Annotated in this window: 14 protein-coding genes; 4 read left to right on the forward strand and 10 right to left on the reverse strand. The window is 63.5% G+C overall.

Features of this window, described 5'->3' with window-relative positions:
* Positions 1 to 103 precede the first annotated feature (103 nt).
* The 10 genes from C100_RS33740 to C100_RS33790 all read right to left on the reverse strand — a co-directional run bounded on the left by C100_RS33740 (position 104) and on the right by C100_RS33790 (position 21,963).
* A complete protein-coding gene (locus C100_RS33740; protein ID WP_235219051.1) occupies positions 104 to 952 on the reverse strand; it encodes a SapC family protein in 849 nt (282 codons plus the stop codon).
* A 140-nt stretch (positions 953 to 1,092) separates the two neighbouring features.
* On the reverse strand, positions 1,093 to 5,679 hold the full coding sequence (locus C100_RS33745; protein ID WP_024019453.1) for a filamentous haemagglutinin family protein: 4,587 nt from the start codon (positions 5,677 to 5,679) through the stop codon (positions 1,093 to 1,095).
* Between the two features lie 8 nt (positions 5,680 to 5,687).
* Positions 5,688 to 13,277, reverse strand: coding sequence for a filamentous hemagglutinin N-terminal domain-containing protein (locus C100_RS33750; RefSeq protein WP_024019454.1), 7,590 nt, complete (start codon positions 13,275 to 13,277; stop codon positions 5,688 to 5,690).
* A 773-nt stretch (positions 13,278 to 14,050) separates the two neighbouring features.
* Positions 14,051 to 15,784: a putative porin gene (locus C100_RS33760; RefSeq protein ID WP_024019456.1), complete on the reverse strand. Its 1,734-nt coding sequence runs from the start codon at positions 15,782 to 15,784 to the stop codon at positions 14,051 to 14,053.
* A 47-nt stretch (positions 15,785 to 15,831) separates the two neighbouring features.
* The gene (locus C100_RS33765; protein WP_024019457.1) at positions 15,832 to 16,533 is read right to left on the reverse strand and encodes a TonB C-terminal domain-containing protein; all 702 of its coding nucleotides are present in this window, start codon (positions 16,531 to 16,533) and stop codon (positions 15,832 to 15,834) included.
* Positions 16,533 to 16,883 (reverse strand): hypothetical protein, encoded by a 351-nt coding sequence (locus C100_RS48275; protein WP_152536445.1) that lies wholly within the window; start codon positions 16,881 to 16,883, stop codon positions 16,533 to 16,535. Before C100_RS48275 ends, C100_RS33765 begins: the two co-directional genes overlap by 1 nt.
* 14 nt (positions 16,884 to 16,897) lie before the next feature.
* On the reverse strand, positions 16,898 to 17,317 hold the full coding sequence (locus tag C100_RS33775; protein ID WP_024019460.1) for an ExbD/TolR family protein: 420 nt from the start codon (positions 17,315 to 17,317) through the stop codon (positions 16,898 to 16,900).
* 24 nt (positions 17,318 to 17,341) lie between these two features.
* Positions 17,342 to 19,078, reverse strand: a complete 1,737-nt coding sequence (locus C100_RS33780; RefSeq protein WP_024019461.1) for a DUF2341 domain-containing protein — start codon at positions 19,076 to 19,078, stop codon at positions 17,342 to 17,344.
* 2 nt (positions 19,079 to 19,080) lie between these two features.
* Positions 19,081 to 20,715, reverse strand: a complete 1,635-nt coding sequence (locus C100_RS33785; RefSeq protein ID WP_235219052.1) for a ShlB/FhaC/HecB family hemolysin secretion/activation protein — start codon at positions 20,713 to 20,715, stop codon at positions 19,081 to 19,083.
* 339 nt (positions 20,716 to 21,054) lie between these two features.
* Positions 21,055 to 21,963: an AraC family transcriptional regulator gene (locus C100_RS33790; RefSeq protein WP_031309209.1), complete on the reverse strand. Its 909-nt coding sequence runs from the start codon at positions 21,961 to 21,963 to the stop codon at positions 21,055 to 21,057.
* A 227-nt stretch (positions 21,964 to 22,190) separates the two neighbouring features.
* Between C100_RS33790 and C100_RS47470 the strand changes: the two genes are divergently transcribed.
* The 4 genes from C100_RS47470 to C100_RS33810 all read left to right on the forward strand — a co-directional run bounded on the left by C100_RS47470 (position 22,191) and on the right by C100_RS33810 (position 25,399).
* Positions 22,191 to 22,853 (forward strand): energy transducer TonB, encoded by a 663-nt coding sequence (locus tag C100_RS47470; protein ID WP_235219056.1) that lies wholly within the window; start codon positions 22,191 to 22,193, stop codon positions 22,851 to 22,853.
* Between the two features lie 63 nt (positions 22,854 to 22,916).
* Positions 22,917 to 23,669: a TonB C-terminal domain-containing protein gene (locus C100_RS33800; protein ID WP_152536447.1), complete on the forward strand. Its 753-nt coding sequence runs from the start codon at positions 22,917 to 22,919 to the stop codon at positions 23,667 to 23,669.
* A 100-nt stretch (positions 23,670 to 23,769) separates the two neighbouring features.
* Positions 23,770 to 24,381: an RNA polymerase sigma factor gene (locus tag C100_RS47870; RefSeq protein ID WP_024019466.1), complete on the forward strand. Its 612-nt coding sequence runs from the start codon at positions 23,770 to 23,772 to the stop codon at positions 24,379 to 24,381.
* A 31-nt stretch (positions 24,382 to 24,412) separates the two neighbouring features.
* Entirely contained in the window at positions 24,413 to 25,399 is a 987-nt protein-coding gene (locus C100_RS33810) for a FecR family protein (protein WP_052028259.1), read from the forward strand.
* Positions 25,400 to 25,507: the final 108 nt, after the last annotated feature.

Genomic DNA, 25,507 nt, shown 5'->3' on the forward strand with positions numbered 1-25,507 from the left:
CCGCCGCAGCCGGGGCACCGCCGACAGTTTGCGCGGAGGCGGTGGCGGCGAGGCTGGTGGCTGCGAGCAGGACGGCGGGGAGAAGGCGTGGGGATTTCATGGGTCAGGCTTTCTTCGGCTTGGTGTGTGTTGCCGGTGTGCCGGCGGGGTCTTCGGCATGCGGCGCACTGGCGTCAGGCGCGCTCGGCTTTTCCCTGTCGGAAGCATCTGCGGGTGACGATTGCGTGACGGCGACGTGCGAGGACGCAGACAGCAGCGCCTGGCGATCGAGCAGCGCCCGGAACCGGTCGAGCGAGGCGAGGTGATGATGCACCAGCGCGAGAATGCCCTGGCGGTGCCAGGCAACCACCGTCTCATCGTCGAGCGCGTTGAACTTTTCCGCGTCAACGATCTGGAAGCCGTCGAGCCCGAGCTTGCGGCCGTCCGGCAGCGTCGCATCAGCGCGCCGGTCGATCAGCAGATCCTTTTCCCTAAGTGCAGTGGAAAATAGCGCCGTCAATTGCGCATCGCGCCCGAAGGCCGCGCAGAATTCCAGTGCTTGCCTGGTCAGTTCGCTCGGCTCGCCGTCCTGGAACAAGGCCGCGCCTTCACTGCCGCCTTGTGCCACGCGGTCTGACCCGCTGTCGATGGCGAGGCTGAACCCGTCAAACCCCGGTTGCGTGACGAATGTGAAGGGATAACGACGGACATAGGCTGGCACATAAGCCTCCGCCGCCCAGCGCCCATTTTCGACAAACAGGTTGCGCAGCTCGAGGCCCAGCACCGCAACTGGCTGCGCGCCGTCCGCCGCGAACACGATCGGATAGCTATGCGCGGCGACCGCGATCTCACTGACCACGACCGGAACGAACGGCGTGTCATGGGCGAAAGAGGCATCGCCGCTCTTCAGCCGCCAATCGGCATGGATCTGAGCATGCAGCGGTTGCAGGGCCTTATAGAACAATGGAAGCATCGGGGCGCTTTCAGGCGCAATTGTAGTTTTGGCGGCAGGCTCTGCCATGATCTTCAATCTCCGAAATTATGGTCCGGGATGGCGGTTGGGAACGCCGCAGTCCCGGTGGGACAAACCGCTCGCAAGCGGCTCGATGTCGGTCAGGGGTTCTCGCCGAAGCCTAGCAGGCGAACCTGCACGATGACCGGCACCTCAGGGCGGACCTGCGGCCGAGAGCGCTCGGCGAGCTGGGCCGCTTCGTTGACGATCGCGCTGGTTGCGTTCGACGCTGCATTGAGAGCGCCGACATTGACCACCGGGATTTGCGGAATGCCGACCGCTTCGCCCGACACTTCGATATTGGCGGCGTTGACGACACGCAAGGCGGCGATGTTGAGATCGCCCACCACGCGGATACCGGCGTCGCCCGCGTTCACCTCGCCAAAGAAGGCCAACAGGTCGAGGCGACTGGCTTTGCGATTCTCATCCTCGCCATCAAAGGCATCCAGAACGCCGATACCTGCACCCGTGTTGGTGCCGAAGTTGTTCAGCGTAACTGCACCATCAGCATCCATCAGGTAGGCGAGCGGGGCGCTGCGCACACTGGTCTTAGATCCGAAGCCTGCCGTGATGTCCCCATACGACGTCCACATCAGGACATCGCCGCCCCCAAGCGTGAACACCCGCGAACTGGCGAGCGAGATTGTGCCATTAGCGACGATATTAAGGTCACCACCTCTGGAGGTGATGACGCCTGCATCGTTCACTCTAGTCACATCGATCTGCGGATTGCCGATGTCGACCCGCCCGTAGGGCGCCAGCAGCGTGATGTTTCCACCCGAGCGCGTCGCGATCAGACCGTTATTGATGACGATGTTCCCACCCGCCGGATTATCGCGCGATTCAAGCCCGGCGGTGCCGGGGAACAGCTGGTGCAAGGCGTCGTAGCCACGAGTGTATTGCTGATAGCGCGCGCCATCGGGATCATTGTAGTCGATACCGGTCGCCTGCAATTCGGAGATCAGCACCTGTTGAAGGAAGGTCTTCCGGCGAGTTCCGGGCAGGGTATTGAATAGCGCGAGCCTGTTCTCAGGAGTGACGTCGGTGAACCCCTGGTCCGAGAGCCAAGTCTCCAGTTCTTCCTCATAGGTTTGGACGACTTTACCCGCGTTCGTCGGATGGCTGAGCCCGAAGGTGGGGTCCGCGAGATTGGATGGGTCAAGATAGAGTGCGGCAAAGGCACCATAGTCGTTGCCCTGCGCCGTGCCTGCGGCGACAATGATCTCCGCACCCCGGTCGGGCAATGCCGGATTGCTCAGGTTGCCATTACTGAGGAGCCTCCCGTCCGGGCTGCGGTGGACATAGTCGCGTCCTGCTTCCACCCACAGCAAACCTGCGCCTGCGATGTTGGTCCCTGTAAAGCGGAAATCGCGGCCGGCAATCAGCGTTGAAACGTCGCTATCGCCGTTGTGCTGAATATCGAGTAGCGGCTGCACAATGTCTTGGCCAGCGTAGATGTAAACGGGCTTAGGCGAAGTCAGCTCCCAAGTCGCAAAGGGGTTGGTGGTTTGGAGCGGGTTTGCGATCGAGCCGGTGAGCGCGATCAGCCTCACCGGCTCCGTATCGCTGGTGTGCAGTGGCGTGAAGCCGCGATACTGATTATTTCCGACGTTTGAGAAGAAGTCCTGCTGGCTCGTAGACGCCAGCACCGAGACCCCCATCGTCCCCTGTGGCGCCAGCGCATTCCTAATATATTCGGATGCTGTGTTACCTATTACGATCCGACCTCCGCCGTACGCTTGGCTGTAGCTATTCCAAATGTCCCGCTGGGCAGCGACTTCGAACGTCCCACGCGGGGCCGAAGCGAGCTTAAGGCCTGGTTCCAAGCCTTCAGTTATTTCAGTTGCCGGAGACAGAATCACGTCGCCCGTAAGCGCTGCGATCCGCATTGTCCCCGGTGAAACCTGCGTTGCACCCGCCGTGCCGACTTGGAACGGAGCAAGCAACGTCGGACGGATTTGCCAAATGAGTTCCGGATTCCAGCGGCTCACCGCAGTTCCGGCATAACCATTGTCCCGGTATGCGGCATCGCCACCGACCGAAACGATTTCCACGGCGGCGCGATCGGAATACCCGACAAACGCGCTTCCCGTTCCACCTTGCGTTGTGCCGACCGCAGGGGTGGCACAAATGCCAACCAGATTCTCGCAGATTTGCGGCGACATTGTCGGGTCGTAAGCGCCTTCGATTGCGACGTCGCCACCAGCAGTAAACCGCGCGGTTGCGTCCATTAGTCCGATGACGGGATTGAGGCCGCGCTTCTCGGTAATCGGATTGGACTGCGTGATGTCTCGGATGATGACATCCGTCAGTGCCCCCTCGCCAATGCTCCCGGCCGCCGTCAGTTCGGCTTGACCGCGCCCGAGCAGGAAGAAACCGCCAAGGAGGCTGCCGCTCGTGCGGAGATCCAGGTCGCCGCCGCCTCGAACAACGAGATCTGCAGCAGAAGGATGCCCACCAACCGGCGTCGTCAAATGGCCGGTGGTCGGGATGGCAACCGTCAAGTCTCGGATATCGCCGCCAGCACGAACGCGCACACTACCACCACCCAAGGCGCCTACGCCTTCACGAAAGTTGCGGAAGACGATCGACCAGTTGGTCTGGTCTATGACGGTGGTGTTGGTCGCGATGCCATCCCAGGTGGCGTCTCCATAACGGAATAGCCAAGACGAGACGCTGTGGGTGGACACCGGAGCCACGATGGTCCCGCCCGCAGCGATGTCGATGTCGCCACCTTGCGTCGGGAACTCACCCAGAACGCGCGTCCCATCCGTTTTTTGTGTTCCATAGCCGCTGCGATCGAAACCCTCTTCGGTGCCCGTGCGCCGCCCGGCAGAGTAGATCGCCACGAGCGGTTCGATGTTGACATTCCTTCCTGCGCGAACGCGAATATCACCCCCCGTGCGGATCACCCGCGGCTGAGAAGGCTGTGCCTCGGGCGGATAGGTCAGCCCCTCCGGGAATACGTCGGCCGGCAGGACATAACCGGCCGGTATGTTGGTGGGCTGCAAAAAGTCGTTGCCGAACAGCGTGATCGTTGATCCGGCGGGGACAAGGGAGCCAAGCCGGGGATGGCTATTACTGGTATACAGATTGCCGTCCTCGGTCTGGATGAAATAATTGGACCCGAGCGCACGAAGGTCCCAATCGGCCTGAATGGTCAGAGAGATCAGCGGATCGGACGCCCTCGGTATGTCGAAAGCTTGTCCCGGTGCGATAATCACAGGAACCGACGCTACCGGATCCGGCGCTGTGAACAGCAGATCCCCGGCCGCCTCGAAACCGTAGCTGAACGACGAGCCATTGCCCAACTGCGCCTCAGGCACCACGCCGTCGAAGCCGGAGCTGATACTCGCATTAATGACGAGATCGCCGCCCGCCTCCAGCCCCAGCCAGCCCGGACCGGTGACGCCTGCGAGATCGATATCGTGCGCCACTGTCAAATCGCCTGCGCTGCGCACGACGATGCCAGCCCCCTTATTCCAGCCGGCTGGCACAGAAGCGCCCACCAGCCAGATGTTAGCGTCGTCCAGCAAGGTGGATACCAATCCGGCGTCCACTGTGTCGGCGGCATAGACGCGGCTGCCGATCAGGTTCTTTTCCACCGCGCCTGTTACAGTGCCGTTTAGGTCGGCATCTGCCCCAGTCGGCGTTCGGGCGGCACGGACCGAGACACGGCCGCCGCCGTCACGGCCACCTGAGACATCGATCACCGCCCCAGATGCAAACGTAACCCGGCCCTCGTCGGCCGCCAACTCGACATGCGCGCTCGCGGGTGCGAAGCTCGCCTCGTCTCCTTCCAGCGCCGCCGCGTCGATCCGCGCTCCGGATTCCAGCGCGACATTGCGCCCGGAAAGTTGCACTACACCGCCATCGCGATTGGCATTGCTGCCGCTTGCCGCGATAGTTCCGAGAATGCGGACGTCACCATCGTCCGCCCGCAACGTGACGCGATGCGCCTCGATGGTCTGACCTTGGGCGAGCACAATGTCCTGATCGCGAAGTCGTATCTCGCGGGAAGCGTTGAAACCGCCGCTATTGAGCACGGTGTTGATGCTCGCGAAATCAGCGGTGGCTGCATCTAGTGCGAATTCGCCGCCAGAATGCCCCTCGGCGGCATTCGCGACCAGCCGGCCTGCAAGCCTGGCGGTTCCGCCAGCCGTCACATTCACGACGCCGGCGTTGCCGCCCTTCGTCGCGCCGGATACGTCTATGCGCGAGGCCGCGTCGCTGACGACATCGCCGCTCGCGATGAGTTGCACTACGCCGCCGGGCGCGACCTTCACGACGTCGATGAAGTCCACAGCCGCGCCGGACACGTCCAGCACCGCATGTTCGCCCAGCGCGACGTCGCCGTCCCTCGCTACGAGCGCGATGGTTCCCCCGCGCGCCTGAGCGGCGCTGTCAAAGGCGAGGCTTGCGCCCGAAAGCGCCAGCTTGCCGCCAAGAAGCGTATCGGCATCCGCCGTTTGCTCCGACACCGCTCCGTGCGCGATGGACAGCGCCCCGGTGGCGTCGATCGCATAGTTCGAGCCGCTGCCCGCGATCACGCTGCCCACGGCGAGGTCTACGTCTCCGGCGACGGAGAGAGTGCCTTCGCCCTCCGTCCTGAGCGCGCCCGCCTGTCCGCCAAGTGCCGCGAAACCGTCCAGCGCGGTTGCGCCGGGGCCAAGCGCCAGCGTGTCCACGTCGAGGGTCAGGTGCCCGCCGCCGACGGCCGGCGTTGTGGCACTGCCGCCGGTGTTGTGGCACTGCCGCCGGTGTTGCGCAAGGTGAGTGTGCCAGCCGTCAGCGTCAGGCCCTCACCATCCGCGCTTTCGTCGCGCAGCAAGGCGGTGTCGAGCGTTATCGCCTGGAGATTCGCCGCGCCGTCGGCTCCGCGCTCGCCGAGGGCGACATCGCCGAACACCGCGATCGACTGATAGCCGCGCAGCAGCAGGTCGGCCGAGGCAGCGAGCCGTTCGAGCGTCGCCTGCCCCAGCGTCGTGCCCGCTTCACCTTCCGGCGTGGCGCCGAGGTTGATGCGATCGGTGGCGAGATCGAGCTGCGCGACATCAAGCGCGGCATTTTCGGCCAGAAGGAACCCCGCGCTGGCGTCGAGCGACAAGGAGCCTTCGGTTGTCAAGACACTGCCCGGCCCGATGGCGAGTGTTCCGGTTGAACCGCCGCCGCTGGAGCGGGTGAGGCCAACGCGTTCGCCCGCCGAAAGGCGGAGCAATGCGCCGTCGCCGGAAAGGAGAAGGTTGCTCGGATCGAATGAATCCGCCATGCCGGTCGCCGTCAGTCGCGCGCCTTCGCCGATGCTGATGCTATCACTCGCAAGCAGGAACAGTTCGCCGCCGCTGAACACGGTTCCGTCCGCGACCTGAACGTCGGTGGCGACGGTGGTTAGGGCGAGACCGGACCGGATCGGAGTACTGCTCTGCAGACCGTTCGGAACACCGGTGGTGCGCGGCCGAGTGCCGCCCAGTAGGACGCTGCCTGCGCCCAACGCTTCGATCTGACGGGCATCGACCCTAAGGTAGCCCTCAGGGATCGTGCTATCCGGATTGGCAAGAACGATCCGCGGGGCAACGATTTCCAGATTGCCGGCGAAGCCCTTGGCGGCATCGAACAGCCCTGTGCCTGCCAAATCGAGAGAATCGCGCGCCTTTATTGTTAGTGTGCCGGCATCTTTAAGCGTGCGCGTCGCGATACCGGCCGCCGCTGTCTGCGCTGCTTTGGTTTCGTTGAACGAATAGGTCGTAACCGCGCTGTATTGGCGCCAAGTGGCGCTATCCATCACCTCGAAGCTCGTCCAGAAGGGGTCACGGATGCCGGTATTGGCAACGGCGCGGTAGCCGCTGATGATGCGCGTGCCGTCATCCCGCTTGACCGCCGCGACCGGGGAAGCGAATTGCCCGCTGTTCGTCGCCGGCCGCACCAACAACGCGCCGTCGAGCACTGCATAACCTGCGGGTAACAGCGTGTAGTAGCCAGCAGAGAGTCCAGGCACGTCCTCCAACCATACCGTATCGCCGACGTTTAGGCGACTGTCGGCGAAGGGAGACGTTTGTCCTGCTATGCCCTCGTAGACCGGACGGTTCGGTGCGGGAGCATCGCCGAAGCTCGGCGCAACCGCAAAATAGCCATCCCCCGAAGTGCCGGATAGCAGGTTGCGGGTGCCGCCCGTGCCGGACGTGAACGCCCAACCCACGAGGTCGCCGCCCCCCGACACATCCAGCACCGAGCCTTCCTGCATGTCAACCGCAGCCCCATTCAACTCGATCGACTGGGTTGGCGCGCTGTCGGCGCGGGAGTATCCGCGGAACAAGCCGTCCTGAAGCGGATCGACCACGCCGAATGGCACTGTGATGCCGTCCAGCGCGGTCGAGGTCAGGCTGCCGGGAGCCAGCACGAGCCGTCCGGCGACCGGGTTGCCTTCCGCATCCATCGTGTCCACGGCTTCGAGCCGGAGCTGCCCGCCAGGCGATCGGAGCACACCAGCTTGCTCAATCACTGGCGCACGCAACGTAAGGCGCTCTCCGAACGTCAACGGCACAGTGGCCGCATTGCCGTTCGACGCGATGGTTATCGATTGTCCCGAACGAACCAGGAAGCCCGGATCCAGGTCATCTCGCTCGAAAACAGAACCGGGATTGGTCCCGACCAAACCTGTCGACACGTAAACCTGCGCCGCGTCGAAGCGGATCGCGCCCCCAGTCGAAAAGCCGCCGGAACGTGTGAGGCCGCTTGTGTCGGCGGAGTTGAGACCGGCGATCAGCCTGATGTCTCCCGCTGATCGAAGGTCCAGCAAGCCAAAACCGCCGTAAGCCGGTCCTAGGCAATTCGAGGTCGTGCAGTCGAAATTGATCCACCCAGCTAAGTCGATCAGTCCGGCATTGACTGTGAGTGTGCCGGATAGATTGTCCGCATAAGCAGGCACGGCGGCGTCGTAGAACGGGTTCGTGGTACCATTGAACTGCACATAGGCGGCCGAAAGCTCCACCGTCGCCGATTCACCTTCGGGGCTGGCGATACGCTGGATGTGATCTGTGCTCAGAGTGATCGAGCGCCGTGCAACAAGCGATACATCACCGTCAAACAGGATGCCGTGGGGATTGGTGTCATGCGCGAGTTCCAAACCCAACGAATCTAGACCTGAATTAGCCACACTATCTGCGATTAGCGTAAGATGTGATGCCGGCTCCGCCTCAGCATCATATGACTGGCGGACGAGAATGCCGGCCGCACCGCGATTGGTGGAATTTGTGACCGTCAAATTGCCCCCACGCCCCCGAGTACCTCCTGGGGCAAGGCGAAGGTCGCCGGCGATCAGGCCAGAGGCGGCAGCAATGGCGATTGAGCCAGCATCGCCGTCCACCTCCACTGAAGTAAACGGAGATTGCGCGCGCATGTTGAGGCTGCGACCGGCGTCGCCCGGTGCGACGTCAGCAAAGCCGTGGACACCTGACACGTCGAGAACGGCATAGGGATCGATCTGCACGGAATTGGCGACATTATTGCCGCCTTGAAGCGGAAGCCCGATATTGATCGTTCCCCCGGCGTGGACAAAGCGCTGCTCATATCCATCCGTCAGCAGCGTTTCCACATAGCCTGGGGCGAGGAGACGGGCAGCACTGCCAAGGCGAATCTGAGCCGATTCCCTTGCCACAGCGAGCGATATAGAGCCGCCGGGCGTCGAGATTGTGCCGTCAATCGAGAGGTTCGCCAGACTGTCGAGTACGACCCGCGACCCAGGTGTAAGGCGGATTTCAGCGCCTTCGCCCATCACGAAGCTTCCGGGATGATCGGTCAGCGTAGGCGGGTTGATCCCGAAACCCGATGACCGGCGATCACCATAGTCTAGGATGAAAGTAGACAAGGTCAGGTCCGTTGTCTGACGAAGACTTTCGGGGAGGTCGGCGGAGTTGACTAGTGTGACGCCGGTGTTCGGGCTTTGCGCGACCGTGCGCAAATCAGTGCCGCTGGCAAGATCGCGAACTGTGCCAGCGAGCGCGAGCGTATCGGCAGCCGGCTCGATGACCGTCCCTGGCTGGATCGTTATGCCGCGTGAGCCGGAGAGGCTGAAATTTGCAAATCCCTCCTGCGAGAAGGTGCTGCCGGCAAGGCGCTGGGGAAATGCAACAGAGATGTCGCTGTCGAGGATGGTGCCGGCGTCGAAGAACAGACCGGCGCCGAAAGTGATGGCGACATCAATCCTTGAGCCGGCAACCGCCGTCAACATTACCGGGTTCGCAAGCCTCAAGCCGTTTGGAAACACATCGGCGGGAAGCTCTGCACCAGAATCGAGAGTACCTGAAATAAAGTTGAGCACCGTGCCGGCCGGGACGACGGCGCCTCGGCGGTAAACCGAGCCATCGGTAGCGATAGCGGTGAATTGCCGGTTCGGCAAAGGCCAGTCGGCTCCCACCGTCACAGGATCGTTCCCGCAATCTGCTCCGCAACTGGAAAAACTTATGTAGGTCGATCCTGGCACCTTCACGCCAGCCGGAAGCGTATCTGAGGCATAGGTCGAGTCGAGTGGCAGCGGTTGACCCGGCGCGACTGTGAACGAGTCGGTTGTTCGGATTCTCGTAGGCGCTGGTGTTCCAGCTTCCAGCACGCCGTCGGCAATTGCGGCGAAGTCTCCCCATTGGTCCGCAACGGCAGCGCCACCGCCGCCGCGGAAATAGTCAGCCGTGACCAGTTTCAGGTCATTGTCGACCGACGCGTCTTGCTGGAGCACCGTGCCCTTTGCGAGCGTTGTGCCGGAAGGAATGGAGAAATCGTTCTCCAGCACTGTCCCCTTGGTGACGGTGAGCTTGATTTGGCTGTCGGCGGTTGCGATTCCGTCAGGGAACGCGGATGCTGGGATTTTCGTCCCTGCACGTATCGATCCGCTGATCTGGCCGATCTGAGTGCCCGCCGGCACCATGCTGCCGGGGCCAAAATAGTTCCAGCCAGTATCATAAATGGCTGGAAATCCTGCGGGAACGGTCCAGTCTGCGGCAACAATGATAGGATTGCCGAAATCAAAGAAATTCAAAGAACTGTCTGAGGCAACCGCGACATCAGGGGGGATCGTCCCGGACGTATACAAAGCGTCCACTGGTAGAGGCTGACCCGCCGGAACAACGAGATCACCCGTAAGCACCACATCTTTAGGTGCTGCTGTGCCGGCCTCCAGCACGCCGCCGGCGATAGCGGCGAGATCGCCCCAATCTTCACCGATCACCAAATCCCATGGTGTATCGATGATAAGCGTGCCGCCTTTGCCGGGCGCAGTGCCGATCAGACCCCCGTTCAGCGCCAGTTCTCCTCTGGCTATGCTAGACGTGGCGCCACTCAGCGTCGGTTCGCTGATGTCGAGCAGGATCGATCCGCCATCGCCCAGCGTCAGCGTCTTCCCATCCGTAGCGAGATGCGCGCCACCGCTCACGTCGATGAGCGAGCCCTCGTCGAGCGCAATCTTATAGCCAACGATGCTGACCGAGCCGCCATTAATCACTGGGGCTGTCAACGTCACTCCGCTGAGCGCTTCGAGCCAGTTATTGCTCCAGCGCCCCGCAACGTCGATTACGCCCGTTGAGCCAAGGTGAACGCTGGGCCGCAATGTCAGCGGCGTCTCATCGAGCGTGGCGTTGGTACTGCCGGTCAGCTTGGGCGTCCACGCCGCCACCAGCGAGACCGAGCCGCCCGGCGCGAGTATCGAGCCGTCCAGATTGGCCTGCCGTCCAGTGAATCTGAACGTTCCATGAGCGCCCAGATCAACCGTGACTCCTTCACCGATCGTGAGTACCCCACCCGTGGGCGGCACATCCTCGCGCCGGACAAGGTTACCCTCGGCGTCTTTCGCATAGCTCGCCTGCACTGCATCGCCGCTGTAAAGCGACACAGAGCCGAAAGTCTCTCCATCGAACCAGTTCGTTGGCAGCACGTGATCATGCGCAACGATGCCATCGACGAGCGAGGCCGCGTTGGCGCTGTAGTCAAACAACTCCGTGTCCGAGCTGAAATCGCTCGTGATCCGCGGCCCCGTACCCGCGATCGTGATGTTGCCACCAGTTGGTTCCAGTAGGAAGTTGCCGGACCAGTTGAGAGTTCCAAGCGCGGGACGCTCCCTCCAGATTTGCCCTACATCGGTAATAGATGCGCCAGCCGGCTTATCGACCTGATACGCCCCGGTGATGACACCGGCGCGCACTTCTCCATCAAAAATGCGCGCATGATCTGGAGCTTGGCCTCGGTAGAATCTATCGTCTGGGTTCGTGATCGTTTGAACATTGAGCGTTCCCGCCGAGCGGCCCTCGACATAGCCATCATACCAGGCACCCGAACGAATGCGTGAAAAGGCCGTTGTGAAGCGTTCAGTCACCCCCCACCGCGCATGACTGACGATGAAGTCGCCCTCGACGCCGGCATAGGCAACACCCGCCATCGCCTGCTCGATCGGCACGATCCGGCCATAGGCGTCGACAAGATTCGTGCTTTTCACGTAGCCGCTGTTGTAAAGGACGCTGCCACCCGAAAGGTCGATAGTCGAACCTTCACGGGCGATTATCTCCGCGCCCTTCATGGTGATCGAGCCGCCGGTGGTCATGAACTGCTCGACCGGGCGCTCGATCAGGTCATACCAGCCAGACAGATTTGCGACGCCAGTGCCGTCGGTCAACTTCTCGCCCAGCCGCGCGTCGAAATAGACAGTCTCGCCCCTTAGCGCGCTATCGCGCAGGACTGGATTGTCTGCGAGTTCGTTGGCCGTTAGATTGGCTTTGATCTCATTCTGCGCCATGTCGATCTCGACGCCGTTAAGACCGGAGACGTCCAGCGCCGCGCCCTTGCCGACGTAGAGGCGGCCCGGTTCGGCGTCACTTCCTTCACCATTGAAAGTCCCAGTGGATGACAGGAGATACACCCGAGCGCCCGGAGCGTAGAGCGTCGAATTATCCTCAAACATAATGTTGTGGGCGTGGACTTCGATCTGGGATGGCCTGAAAGAATTGCCGGCCTGTGCCTTGCCGCTGTCATCAGGGAGAATCGAAACAAAGCTCTCCGATCCGAACACCACATCGCCCCGATAGAACGGGCTTCCAACGATCACCCGGGGGTCGCTGACTTTGCCATAGGAAGCGTTGAGGATGATCGACCCGTTTGCGTCGATCGCCGTTGTGGCGGCGAGAACCCCATTCTGAAAGATGGACTTGCCTGTAAGGGTGATGTTGCCACGCTTCGTTTCAATCAAACCGCTGTTTTGAACCTGACCGCCATTCTCGGTGATCACGGCAAGTCCACGGATCGCTTCGGTGGGATCGCCCTCGCTCAGAGCCGCCCGCTTAAGACCGTCTTCAAGGTAAACTTCGCGCCCTGCGGCTAACACAACCTGTCCGTTTGACGCGATAATCGAGCCATGGTTGGTGACAGCATGACCGATTAGCACCGCCTGGCCGAGTGGGGCGACGTTGATCCGCGCGCCAGCCTCGACAGTCACGCCGTCGCCGCGCTCGAAAACGTCGATTGGACCGGCATCGATGGCTCCATCGCTAAAGGTCGCAGGCGGATATTGCGTTCCGGGCACGAGGCCATCCAGGAAGCGCTGATTCCGTGCTTCCAATGTTGCGGCATTGATGTCCAGGCTGGATGCGATCAGCGAGCGCACGTTCACCTGACTGGCGCCACCGAAAATCACGCCATTGGGATTGATGATATAAACCGAGCCATCGGCCTTGATAGAGCCGAGGATTTGAGTGGGATTCGCGCCGGGATCACTGACGCGGTTGAGGGCGATCCAGTTCTTGTTACCTTGCTGGTTGAACGTGAGATCGGTTTCACGACCGACGTTGAACGTCTCCCAGGTTAGGATGGCCTTTTCCTGGATCTGGTCGACGGCGACGTTCGTGCGACCGTTCGTGCCTTGGGACTGCGTCGGTCCCTTGGCGCCGACCCAGAGGCTGGGGTCGATGGTGATGTCGGCGGAAGGCTGAAGACCGCCCTTGCCAAGGCCGTTTGGAATGCTCGTCTGGGCCAGACGCGCCGCTTCACGCGCTGCATTCTGCGCGGCATCCATCTGCGCGCGGGCGCGGCTGGCGGCCTCGAACGACGCGCGGGTGCGCTGCGCCGCGGCTTCGGCCTGCGCGTTGCGGCTGGCGGCGTTCTGCGATGCTTGCGCGGCCGCCACCGCTGGATCGACCGGGCGGCGCTCGCCCAGATTCTGCGCATGGGCGTTGCCGGCACCAATAACCGTCAGGGCAGCCAGCGATGCACCGATGAGAAGACGATTGCGACGATTACGATTGGTGGCGGTCATCGGGGATACTCCGGGTGATTATGGGCCGCGCCGTGGGCGGCACGCTGATGGGGGCAAGCGACAGGATCGGGACGGCGCATCATGGCCGACGACCCATCGGGTTGGTGACGACAGGCGGCGACACGGCGGGCGGCCGGATCGACACCCCAAAATTTTCTCTCAAACGCAGGCGCGTGCCGGCGCGGCTGGCGACGCCGACTTGCACATCGGGCGAACCCGCCTGCGCAACCGACAGATCTCTGGCGGCGTCCGCGTCGCGGCGCGCTATGCGCGCTGCTTCCTCAAGACGTTGGGTCGCACAATCGAGATGTCCGGCACGATGGCCCGCAATATCGACCTGCACACAAGGAGCAGGCGAGCGTACTCCGACTTTGGTCGCTGGCGCCGAATCACCGGCGACGGCTGAAGAGGAAACCGAGGGCTCTTCCTCCTGCGCGTGTGCAAGGCTGGCAACTGACGATGAAACGGCCAGTGCGGTCAAACCAGCCAGGAAAAGGAGGCGAGTGCGCGCAGGAAGTGAGCGCATCGGCATCAGGCGTGTGGGCGCGCAGGCCAGTTGAAACTCGGGTCGCCGCGCAAGGGGGGAACGCGGCGACCGGCTCACGGCGTGAACGCGCGGGAACGCTTTGTGCAGTACCTCGACGACGATGCTCCGCGTGACCCGACTCCGCCCTGGGGGAGCGAAGGACGGAGCCGGGTCGAGCGACCGCTGCGCGCGTGCGATCGAACGCAGTCGGGCCGACAGGATGATGAGCGTCGCCGTCGACATTGCGTCAGAACTTTGTGCTGAGGTCGACGAACAGGCGATCGACCGACAGCGGCGGCCCGGAGACCTCGTCCGACGACATCCAGCGCAGGCCAAGGAAGGCGTTCTTCGCGATGCCGTAATTGGCGCCGGCCAGCCAGCCTTTGACGTTGGTGCCGCCCAGGCCGAAGTCGGAATCTGCAAAGCCGTCGATCACTGCGTCCGAACCGAGACGGCGATAGCCAAGGTGGAAGCTCCAGTCGCCGCGCTCGGCCGACCAGTCACCCTGGCCGTAACCCATGGCAAGGCTGCCGACCGTCAAGCGTGCCTGCCAGCCGGTATCGCCACCTTGATAGTCGCCGCCGGTGGTGATCGTGCCGATCGTGGTGCGGGGCGAGAAGTTGTTGATCGCGAGCGGTGCGATCGCCTTGCGGTCGAAGCCGATATTCTTGACGAAGTCGCCTTCGAGGCGAATGCCGACTCGATCGGAGATGTCATATTCGAGCTGGCCACGCGCGGTGATCATCTCGAACTTCGAGGCGAGCCCAAAATACTGAACCTCCGGGCTCGTACCCTGCGGGACGGCGGGGTTGGCGGTGATGTTCCTGAGCACGGTCATGGTGTTGCCGAACTGTTGGAACGAGGGGCGCGTCGCATCCGTGTCGAACACATCCTGGTCCCAGCGTCCTGGTGAGGAGAACTGACCCTGGACCCCGTCATAATAGAAATATCCGCCCGCCAGCTTGGCGCGGATATTCTGGGCCGGGCGGAACTCGAGGCCCGCCTGCGCCGCGAACAGATATTTGTCGGTGGACTTGAACGGGCCGGCATCGCGCGAGCCGAAATTGAGATCGGTGTTGAATACCGGGAAGGCGCCGGCCGTGCCGAACAGGCTGAGTTGGTCGGAGACGCGGCCCGAACCCGAGATCGCCACACCGTCGAAGTTCATGTCGTTGTCGAAGATGAGGTCCGAGGTGAAGAACGGGTTGGCGAACCGGCCGAGATCGACATTGACCCCGGCGACCGGCTTCAGGCGGATCGATGCCCGATCGAGCCAGAAATGATATTTGCCGGTGCCCTCGGCGCCCAGCGTCTGGTTGGCCGAGATCGGGCCATTGTCGGCGCCGGTGGCGAGCCGGACATCGGCTGTGATCCAGTCGGCGATCTGGGCGCGGATGCCGAGGCGGGCGCGCAGGCGGAAGCGCTTACGATCCTCATTGGCATTGATATAGGGCGGGTTGACGTATCCCGGCGCGCCGTCGTTGACCTGGAAGCCTTCGCCGGCATTGATCGCGCCCCAGTTGGGGAAGTCGGGATAGTTCTCGTCATTGAAGAAGCGACCTTCGCCGCGCACGCGCACGTCGCCATAGAGGCTGATGCGGCGGGTCCACTCGGGAGTCTCGCCGGGCTTGGCCCAGCCTTCGGCCTGCGCCTGACCAGCCAGTTCGGTGCGGACCTGCTGGACGATCTGCTCGCGCACGACTTCGGGGACGTAGGGAATGGTCTGGGTGCCGTCGGCCGCCACCCCGCCAGCGGGGACGGGCGGCAGCGCCTGGGCCTGTTGTGGAGGCGCGGTACGGGCCTCCGCGATCATCGCATCGGCTTCCGCGCGGCTGACAAGGCCCTTGGAAACCATGATCTCAAGCAGCTTGTTTGGATCGACCGCCTGAGCGGCTGCGGGTGATGCAGCAAACACGGCTCCTGCGGCGCAGGCCAGCAGGGCGGTCTTTAACCGCTGCTTATGAGTGATGTAACTGGTCATGATTATCCCCTTCGAGAGATTGGCTGTCGGGTTCTGAGCGGACATCGTCAGGCTCCCGAGCGGGCATTGATTTCGAGCCGCATCACCGGAAGCCCGGCGGGCGGTCGTTGAGAAAGCTGGTGGCCGATCAGCAGGCGCTGGATTGCATCATCCCGGCGTGCATCACCGCTGCTGCGTTGGACACGGGCCTGGGTGATGCGCCCCTCGCCATCGACAGCGACAACAAGCTGAACCGAGTAGGCTCCCCGATTAAGATCCCGACCGCCGCGCTGGACAGCGGAACTGATCTCCCTGCGGGCCAGTTCACCATAAGCAGCGAACCCGTCGCCGCTTCCACCAGGACGTCCACCGATCCGCGTCCCGGAGCCATCACCGCGAGCGAGGCCATAATTGCTCGGCCCCGCGCCTTCGCGGGCGGTGAGCGCGCTGTCACCGGGCGTGGGATCGTTGTTCGCCTGTGGCGGTGGCGGGGTGTCCTGCGGCTGCTCGATCGGCGGCGCGATGGTCGGCTCGGGCGGCTGTTCGACTTGCTCCGGCTTGGGAGGTGGCGGCGGAGGCGGCGGCGGCGGCAGGATCACCTGCGTCGTCTTCATCTCGTTCGGCCGGTCGGTGACCGACTGCCAGCTGAGCATGTTGTAGACGACCGCGATCACCAAGCCGGCGCCGACGACGGTCAGGACACGGCCGAAGGTGACGGGCGATTTCCTGCGGCGTGGTCCCTCTGGCACCATGAAGGATGCGGCCGCCATCACAGCGCCCCCATCGACGCACAGCGCTCATGGACGATGCCGGCGAGGAAATGGCGGGCGCCGGTCCAGTCGGCGTTCCAGCCGGAGAGATCGAGGCCGTAGCGAGCGGCCTCGATCATCATGACGAGTCCGCCATCTCGACCGAGCCGTGCGCTGCGACGGGGAGCGCTCGCGCCGACCCGAGCAGAACCGCGATCGCCGCGATCAGCAGCAGGAGAAGCGCCAGCAGGAGCCAGCCCCGACCGCTGCGCCGCCACCAGGGCTTGCGGAAGCTGTGTCGTGACGGGCGCAGGGCCGACCGTTGATCGGTAAGCCGGCTTCGCCAACGGAACCAGGAGAACATCGATCATCACTCCCTCCCGGTTCACTGGCCGCCGCCCGGCGGGCGTGTGGATGCCATGCCGAGCGAGGGGACGCCGACCTTGGAGCAGAGGTCGAGCACCTGCATGACCTTGTCGTACTGGACCGCCCGGTCGCCGCGCAGGATGACCGCGAGGTCCGGCGTCGTGGCGATCGACGAGCGCAACTGGCTCTCCAGTTCCGCCATCGACACCGGGATGGCGTCGATCGACACCGTGCCGTCATTGCTGACCGCGATGACCCGGCTCTTCTGCGCTTCCAGCGTCTTGGCCGAGGAGGCGCTGGGGAGATCGACCTTGATCCCCTGCACAGCTGCCGTCGTCATCAGGATGAAGATGATGAGCAGCACCAGCACCACGTCGACGAACGGGGTGATGTTGATCTCGTTATAGGGCTTCTTGCCGCCCCCGACCTGCATACCCATGGCCTGATCTCCTTACTTGAGGTTTCAGGCTGCCTGGGCCGCGGCGGGAACATCCTGCCACGTCTCGGCGATGCGCTTCTCCAGCTCGTCCACGAAGATGTCGTGGTCGGCGGTGATCTCCTCGATGCGGCTGAGCAGATAGTTGTATCCGAACAGCGCCGGGATCGCGACCGCGAGGCCGGCAACCGTGGCGAGCAGAGCGGCAGCGATACCAGGCGCAATCGCATTGATGTTGACCTCGCCGGCAGCGGCCACGCTCGCGAAGGTGATCATGACGCCCAGCACCGTGCCGAGCAGGCCGATGAACGGACCGCCCGAGATGGCAATGGTCAGCAGCACGAGGCGGGCGTTGAGCTTCTGGCCCTCGCGCACCCGGCCCGCATCGAGCGCCGAGCGGATCGCCGCGATCGACTGGGCGCGGATCGCGAAGCGCGAACCCGTCGCCTTGCCTTCCTTGAGGCGCTCGGTCAGCTCGCGCCGGCCGATATTGTAGAGCCGGCCCAGCGTCGAGTCCGCCGCCGTGGCGCCCGGATCGAAGGCGGGCAGTCCGTCATGGTCGCCCGAGCGCCGTGCCTGGTTGTTATAGGCGTCGAGAAACGCTTCGTTCGCCGAGCGGACCTTGCCGATGAGCAGGCCCTTGCTGATCATGATCGCAATCGCCACCAGCAGCATGAAGGCGCAGATCAGGATCACGACCCAGGCGTCGAAGGTCAGCGCGCCGAACAGGATGCCGAAGTGGCCATGCCCGCCGCCGGTCTCGACCTGCTGCGCGGTATCGGCAACAACTAGCTTCGAGGACTGGCCTTCGCTGCCGGCGGCAAGCTGGAACGCGGCCTGCGGCAGCGCCACGCCAGCAACACGGAACTCGTCCACCTCGCCGGCAAAACCTTGGCCGAGGACGGGAGCGCCGGTGGAAGCAGCGAGTGCGCCGGTGACTTCGCCAGCGGGCTGGCCATTGATGTAGAGCAGGGTCTTCGCGCCATCGTTGACCAACGCAACGTTCGCCCAGGCATCAGCGCCGAGCGCGCCGCCGGCTGAGCGATTGCCGCCCTGATCGATGAACAGCTGACCACCCTCGGTGACAAGGCTGACCGCGCCCGGCAGGCTGAAGAGCGTGCCGTCACCCTTCGGCTTCACCCAGAAGCTGATCGAGAGAGGACCGCTTGCGAAAGCGGAGGCAGGCAGCGTGACCGGCGAACCCGTGAGGAGGAGGCTTGATCCGATCAGGCCACCCGCGCTCCGAGTTTCACCGCCCTGGGCATTATTGCCATTGGCGGTGGCGTCCCGAGGGGCACCTTCGTCGTTGAAGTGATAGACGAGGCGGTAATCCGCGCCATAAGTGCCGGCGATATCCTGGCCGGGCTTGGCGTCCTTATTGCCGTAATAGGCATAGATCGCCGAAGCTTGCCCCGGCTGAAGGCCCTGGACATCGACCCAGACCAGCGCCTGCTCTTCCTTGGGCGACCACTTCTCGATGTGGAACTTGAGCTGGGTGCGATCATCACCCGCGACAAAGCGCAGGTCCGAACCGTCCGCCTTGACGTCTTTGAAGCTGAAATTACCGCTGTGCAGCCGGATCAGCACCGGCGCGCGCGCGACCTCGCCGGTCACGCCGGCGGCCTGTGTGTTGAGGTTGATCTTGGTGCGATAGCTGTAATCGGCTTCCCACCAGGCATGGGCCGGCGAAGCAAAGGCGACCGTGGCGGCAGCGGCCAGGAGCGTTCCGGCCACGCCCTTCTTGAGACGTGTAAAGACTGACATGGTTAGAATTCCCCCTGGATGCGGAAGCGGATGAAGATGTCGCCGGACTTAGAGTCCGGCCCCGAGATCAGCGGCACACCGGCATCGATGGCGCCGGTGAGATGATTGAAGAGCTTGATCCGGCCACCGAGGCCGGTGCTGACGAGGCTGAAGCTGTCGTCCTGGCTTGGCAGCGCACGCTGGAGACCGGCCCAGCCGGAATCGAGGAAGGCGTGCAGCCGCAGCTCGTTGACGAGGTCGCTGCCGAGCAGCTTGGCAAAGTCGGGCGAGCGCAGTTCGGTCTGGAGCGCGAAGCCATAGTCGCCGATCGCCTCGGACTCGTAGTAGCCGCGCACCGAGGACATGCCGCCGAGGCTGAAGCCTTCGTTCGAGATCAGGGGATCTGGCGACCATTGGCCGGAGAAGCGGCTGCTCAGTTGCAGGCCCGGCCCGAAATCCTGCACGCGGCCCGCATCGAGCTTGAGCACGAAGAAGCCGTCGCGCGAATAAAGCCGCTTGTAACGAAACGCCGCGGGTCCATCGCCCAGGCCGCGAATGCCGAGCGTCGCCGACAGGCTGATATCGCTCTTCGCCGTCTTGCCCGACCAGTCGCCGCGCCACGACAGGGTGGCGGGGACATATTTGATCGGGGCGCTATCGGTATCGGCGCCCAGGATTAGATCCTCACCGAAATTCTTGTAGTCGAAACCGAGGGTCAACGCATGATAAAAGCCCTCGCGGCTGCCCAGCGACTGGATGAGGCGGACACCGACGATGTCGCCCTTGCCGATCACGCTGGTGCCGCCGACCACGGCGATGTCGCTGTCCGAGTGGACATAATAGGCGAGAAACTGCGTGCCCTGCCCGAGAGGCATCAGGTAGTTGCCGGAGAACACGGTGCCGTCGTCGGTCCGGCGCGGGGCGGTCTGCGCCGACAGGCTCAGGCTATGGCCAAGTCCCCAGAGATTGTCGTGGCGAAGTGTCGCCGAGGCACGCAGGTCACTGGTCGCCGCCGAACTGAAATTGTTGAGTTCTGCCGATGCGTGGATCGGTGAGGTCTCCTCGACCGTCAGCACCACGTCAAGCGTGCCGGGTGCAACACCCGCGCGCATCTCCGGGTTCACCCTACGGCTTGCGATCTGGTTGAGCGCGATCACGTCGCGCTGGAAAGCGGGCAGGTTGGGCGTCGTACCCGGCGTCAGGGAGGGTGCCGCGGCGCGGACCGCATCAGGCTTGCTCGAGCCTTCGACCAATACCTGGCCGATGGTTTGTTGCTGAACTTCGAGTTGGAGGATGCCACCTTCGACCGACTGCTCGGGCAGGATCACCGACACCGCGACATAGCCGGCGTCCTCGAACGCCTTTTGCAGCGCCGCACGCGCCGCCTCGACATCGGCCTCCGTGCGCCCAGGTCCCATATGTGGATATACGGCACGCTCGACCTCCCGAGGAGCGAGCACCGTGTTGCCCTTCACTTGAAAGGCACGGATGTCGAAGCGCGGTGCCGACGCTGCCTGCGCAGCACCTGGCACTTCCTGCGCAAATGATGGCACCGCCATCGAAGACAGCGCGAGTGCAAGCGCAGCCGTGCCTGGTGCAAACCGCCAGCTATGTCTCTCGAACTTCAAAACCACACCCCCCGCCAGAAGCGCCGCCACGACATGAAGCCGGACGGCACACGGTCACTCTCGTCTCAGATACGGGCGTTCGAAGACTCGATTGCTGCAATGCAGCGCCCGTTGACGTCAGCGTGTTAGAAGGGGACGGTTCCGATTCTCAAGGATAAAACTTCCGCAATGTCGCTTCGTATAATCCAGTCCAAACACTATGAAAGTTGTGTTACAAAGAATCTTGGAATATCATAGGATTCAACAGGACGAATCAGCGATTTATCGCGGGTATATCTTGGATTTTACTTAGAGCAATAAAAGGGGTTCGCCCTGAATATGATTCAGGACGGTAAATTTTTCATGCTCCCCCTAATTCAAGGGGCGATGTCAGTCGCGGCGCGACCGGAATGCTCGCGTGCGCGTTTGGCTCGGCGTTTCTCCAAAATGCCGCTGGTAGGTTCGATTGAGCATGCCCGACGCGCCAAATCCGGCCGCGATCGAGAGTTCACCTATCGATCGGCTTTCGGTCACGCTCTCGAGGCGCGCCCGGACCCACTCGATCCGCGCTTGCAGGACGAGCTGCGTCACCGACATGCCGAGGCAAGTGCTGAAATTGCGGCGCAGCGTTCCCGCCGTGACACCGGCAACCGCCGCCAGATCGGCGATCGTCCAGGTCAGCACAGGATTCGCGCGAATATGGTCAACCGCCCGCTGCACCGACCGCGCCAGGGGAAACAGGACCGCTTCCTGAGGGCTGGCGCGCAGGGCATCGACCAGATTATCCAAAATCCGCTTCTCGGTCATCTCGGCGGAATTTTCGTCGGCGATTGCCTGGGACGTGAGCGCGAACCGGCAATCGATCGCGGCGAGGCGCCGCGCATTGCCATACACATGCGAGCTGACGGCCTGGATCGACGCGCGCGGGACATGCAGGATCAGCGCCCGCGATCCGGCAATCCACACACTGGTGATTTTCTCCGTACCGGCGACGAGCAGCGCCATGCCCGGCTCGAGCGTGTGACTTTCGCCATTACCGACGATCACGGCATGGCCGGCAAGCGGTACGAGGACATGCACCATCGCGTCGGTCGGCGTAATCGATACCGCGCGCTGTCTGCCGAAGAGGCGGCGATCGAGTTCGACACGACCGATCTTGACGCGCTGCCGCGCACGGTCGTCATCGCCGGAAGCGATCCGCAACGGCGCGCGACCGCGCGCGGCGCCAACAGGCAGCGCAATAGCCCGCGGCTCAGGGTCGCAATAGTCCAACATGCTCGTGTGCAAAATCACCGCCATCTCATCGACATTCAAAAGCTCGACAGCCGGGACGACGCGATCGCGAACGCAAAAATGCGCGGGGGCAAAGATTATTTTCGGTCAGCTCATGGCGAGCGGTGGAAAGGCACCGGAATCCGCCGATTATGTCGCGCGCAGCAGAACTGTCATCTTAGCCGACTATTCGCGCGCTGGGGTGGACCCTTGTGCATCATTGCCATGTCAAAAATCAGCCGCGCGGCGTGGCGATGATCGAAACCGTATCGTCCCGACTTTTCGCGATCATCCTGTCGCTGCTCGCACACGCAGCGCTGATGGCCTTCCTGTTCCTACTCGATCCTTTTGCAGGCGACGGGGGACGGTCCCGCGTGCGCGCCCAGAGCGAACGCGTGCTGGTCGTCGAGCTGCTCCCGCTCGATCGAAACGATGGCGGCGCCGTCGCCAACCAGCCCTTGACGCCCCCGGAACTGCCCAATGATGCCGTGCCCGCCGAGACGCCCGTTCGTCCGCCCCGGCACCTCACGAGCAGCATACCCGATCCGCTCAGCCCCGGCGGCTCCCAGTCCGTGCCGGCCGCAAACGCGGTGCGCGAGCCAGGTCAAGCCACCGCCGATCTCTCGGGCGCGACCGCGCTTCAGTATCGCGACCTGCTCCTCGCCCATATCGCCCGCTACCGCCAATATCCCGAAGAGGCCCGCCTCGGCCGCAAGCAGGGCACGGCCTGGGTCCGCTTCCTCCTCGATCGCGACGGGCGGGTCCTGAAAATGTGGTTGGAGCGCGGGTCAGGCATTGCGGTGCTGGACAATGAAGCGATCGCGGCCGTCCGCCGCGCAGCGCCGCTGCCCGCCATTCCCGGCAGTTTGCCGGCGCAAATCGATATCACGGTCCCGATCGAGTTCAGGATCGAATGATGCAGCCGCCCGCGCTCCCTGGATATCTGCCGATCGCGCGCGCCACCTCCCGTCGGCGGCACCGTGGCTGATCATGACCCGCGCGCCTCATCAGTCCGTCGGCGAAGGGAGAAACTCCTTCGCGCCGCTCTGCCGTTTCTGCTTTTGGCAGCGCCCTTTGGCTCACCGACCTGGGCACAGCAGGACACGCCGCCGGCGCCGTCCGAGCGGAAGCGCTATGACATCCCCGCGCAGCCGCTCGACCGCGCCCTCACGGAACTGGGCACCGTGAGCCGCATCGACATCCTCTACGAAAACGGCGTCGTCGAAGGGAAACGGTCGTACCCCGTCAGCGGCACCCTCTCCGAGCGCGAGGCGATCGCCGCCATGCTTCAGGGCACCGGGCTTGCATTCCGGTTCACGAGCGTCACCGCGGTCCTCGTCTTTCCGCCCGAACGCCCGCCGGAACCCGGCATCGACGCCTGGGTCAAAGCCGAAGGCGCGCCGCGCCTCGTGCTCGATACCTTGCGGGTCACCGCAGCACCGATGATCGGCGCGCCGTCGCGTGCTCGCTTCGAGCCGTTCGGTCGCACCGTCCAGGCCGCCATCAACCAGCGGCTGCAAAACGATCCGCGCACGAGCGCGCGGCCGTTTCGCGTGCGCCTGACGGTCGAGATCGATCCCGCCGGGTTGGTTCGGCGCCCGACGATCATCCACTCCAGCGGCGATGAAAAGCTCGACCGGGATATTCGTCTCGTGCTCGATGGCGCGCGGATGCCGGTCCCACCGCCGGCCGATCTGCCGCAACCGGTGTGGTTCGAGGTGGCGGCGCGATGATGCGCGATTCTCTCCGAGCCCTCCAGGCGCAGATGGTGCTGGAATCGACAGCATCTGCGCTTTCCTATCCGCTGTCGGCGCGAGACGATCGGGGGCAGCCATGACAGCTGATTCGCGCCCCGGAGATCGAGACGATGCGGACAAGGAATCCCCCGTATCGGAAACGACGCGCCACCAGTTGCTGCGCGCGCTGCAGGACCGCTATGCCGAACTCAAGTCTAGGCTCTCGCGCAGCTTCGCGCCCGATCTCGTCGAAGACGCGCTTCATGACACCTGGCTAGGGCTCCAGAAACCACGCGATCTCAGTCCTGTCCGTGATCCAGCGTCCTATCTGTCGCGCGCGGTCGCCAACCGGGCCCGGAATATTCTCACCTCCCGCGACCGCGTGCTCGACTTCTCCGACATCATGGACCTTGTCGACGTGGTCCACGAAACCCCCGGACCGGAGATCATCGCCGGCGATCGCCGCGAGATCGAGCGGATGCAGGCTGCCCTCGCGGAGTTGACCGAGCGCCAGCAGGACATTTTCTACGAGACCTTCGTCGGAAACGAATCCCATCACGCCCTGGCGGAGCGTTATGGCGTGACCCTGCGCACGATCCAGAAAGAACTCCAGCGCGCCGTCGAACACTGCGCAAAACGGCTCGGACGACAAAAATCGTTCGCAACCGGCCTGCCGAAATTGTCATCAAAGCAGGGAGACGATGAATGAAACCCCACCCAAGCGGAACCGCGCTGCATCCATGAACCACGACGATGCCTTGAATGACGATCTCGACCCCCTGATGAAGGAGGCGCTGCAATGGATCGTGCGCCTGACCTCGGGGGCCGCCACGACCGCCGACGCGCGCGATTTCGCGCACTGGCGCGGCCAAGACCCGGCCCATGAGGAGGCGTTCCGCGAGGCCGCCGCGTTCCGACAGGCCGTGCGCGCGATGAACCTGCCGCACCCGGCCGCGCTGCGTGCCGCCAATGTGACGCCCATCCGGCCCCGAGCGCGGCCCGTCCTCATGAACCGGCGCGCCATGCTCGCCGGATCGGGCGCGATCGCCGCCTCTGCCGCCGCTGTCATGGTCGCCAATCCGCCGCTCGGACTCTGGCCTTCCCTGGCCGAACTGACCGCCGACTATCGCACCGGACAGGGCGAGCGCCGCGACGTCAAACTCGCGGGTGGCGCCACCATCGATCTCAACGCACGGTCCGCCCTGTCGGTCATCAATGACGGCCATGGCATCAGCCTCGTCAACGGCGAGGCCTTTGTCGACCTCCCCGAGACCTCGCGGCCGTTTCTGGCCCAGGCAGGCGGCGAACGCTTCGCCTCGCGCGGAGGCAGCTTCAATATCCGCACCAGCGAGCGCGAAACCTGCGTGACCTGCCTCTCCGGCGCGATCACGCGGGAACGTGGCGATGTCTCGCAAGCCCTCAAACCCGGCGAGCAGTTCATCGCATCGCCGTCAGGCGAGACCAGGGTCGTTCAGGTCGATCCGGTCCGAATATCCGGGTGGCGGCAAGGATTGCTCGTCTTCCGCAACACGCCGCTCGCCGAAGCGGTCGAGGATATCAATCGCTATCGCAGTGCCAGGATCATCCTCACCAGCAATGATATCGGCCGACGTCAGGTCAATGGCATCTTCCACACCGACCAAATCGAAAATGCCGTCGCCCAGATCCAGCAGCTTCTGCACCTTGGCGTGCGCGAACTGCCGGGCGGCATCGTCCTCATGGGCTGACGTAACAATTCTGTAAAAAGCTGTTCGCGTACAAGTCCTCCCATCTGTCTCAAGATGGGAGGCAATTCGCGTTCTTCTCACATCGATGCGACCCGTATCTCCCTGGCG

This window comes from Sphingobium sp. C100, from assembly GCF_000508185.1.
GTDB lineage: Bacteria > Pseudomonadota > Alphaproteobacteria > Sphingomonadales > Sphingomonadaceae > Sphingobium.

What these genes read in the sequence shown, in the direction of transcription:
- C100_RS33780 (WP_024019461.1), bottom strand. Translation starts at nt 19,078, where the DNA reads ATGTCAGTCTTTACACGTCTCAAGAAGGGCGTGGCCGGAACGCTCCTG.
- C100_RS48275 (WP_152536445.1), bottom strand. Translation starts at nt 16,883, where the DNA reads ATGATCGATGTTCTCCTGGTTCCGTTGGCGAAGCCGGCTTACCGATCA.
- C100_RS33775 (WP_024019460.1), bottom strand. Translation starts at nt 17,317, where the DNA reads ATGGGTATGCAGGTCGGGGGCGGCAAGAAGCCCTATAACGAGATCAAC.
- C100_RS47470 (WP_235219056.1), top strand. Translation starts at nt 22,191, where the DNA reads ATGATCGAAACCGTATCGTCCCGACTTTTCGCGATCATCCTGTCGCTG.
- C100_RS33790 (WP_031309209.1), bottom strand. Translation starts at nt 21,963, where the DNA reads ATGGCGGTGATTTTGCACACGAGCATGTTGGACTATTGCGACCCTGAG.
- C100_RS33750 (WP_024019454.1), bottom strand. Translation starts at nt 13,277, where the DNA reads ATGACCGCCACCAATCGTAATCGTCGCAATCGTCTTCTCATCGGTGCA.
- C100_RS33765 (WP_024019457.1), bottom strand. Translation starts at nt 16,533, where the DNA reads ATGGCGGCCGCATCCTTCATGGTGCCAGAGGGACCACGCCGCAGGAAA.
- C100_RS33760 (WP_024019456.1), bottom strand. Translation starts at nt 15,784, where the DNA reads ATGACCAGTTACATCACTCATAAGCAGCGGTTAAAGACCGCCCTGCTG.
- C100_RS33740 (WP_235219051.1), bottom strand. Translation starts at nt 952, where the DNA reads ATGCTTCCATTGTTCTATAAGGCCCTGCAACCGCTGCATGCTCAGATC.
- C100_RS33810 (WP_052028259.1), top strand. Translation starts at nt 24,413, where the DNA reads ATGAACCACGACGATGCCTTGAATGACGATCTCGACCCCCTGATGAAG.
- C100_RS47870 (WP_024019466.1), top strand. Translation starts at nt 23,770, where the DNA reads ATGACAGCTGATTCGCGCCCCGGAGATCGAGACGATGCGGACAAGGAA.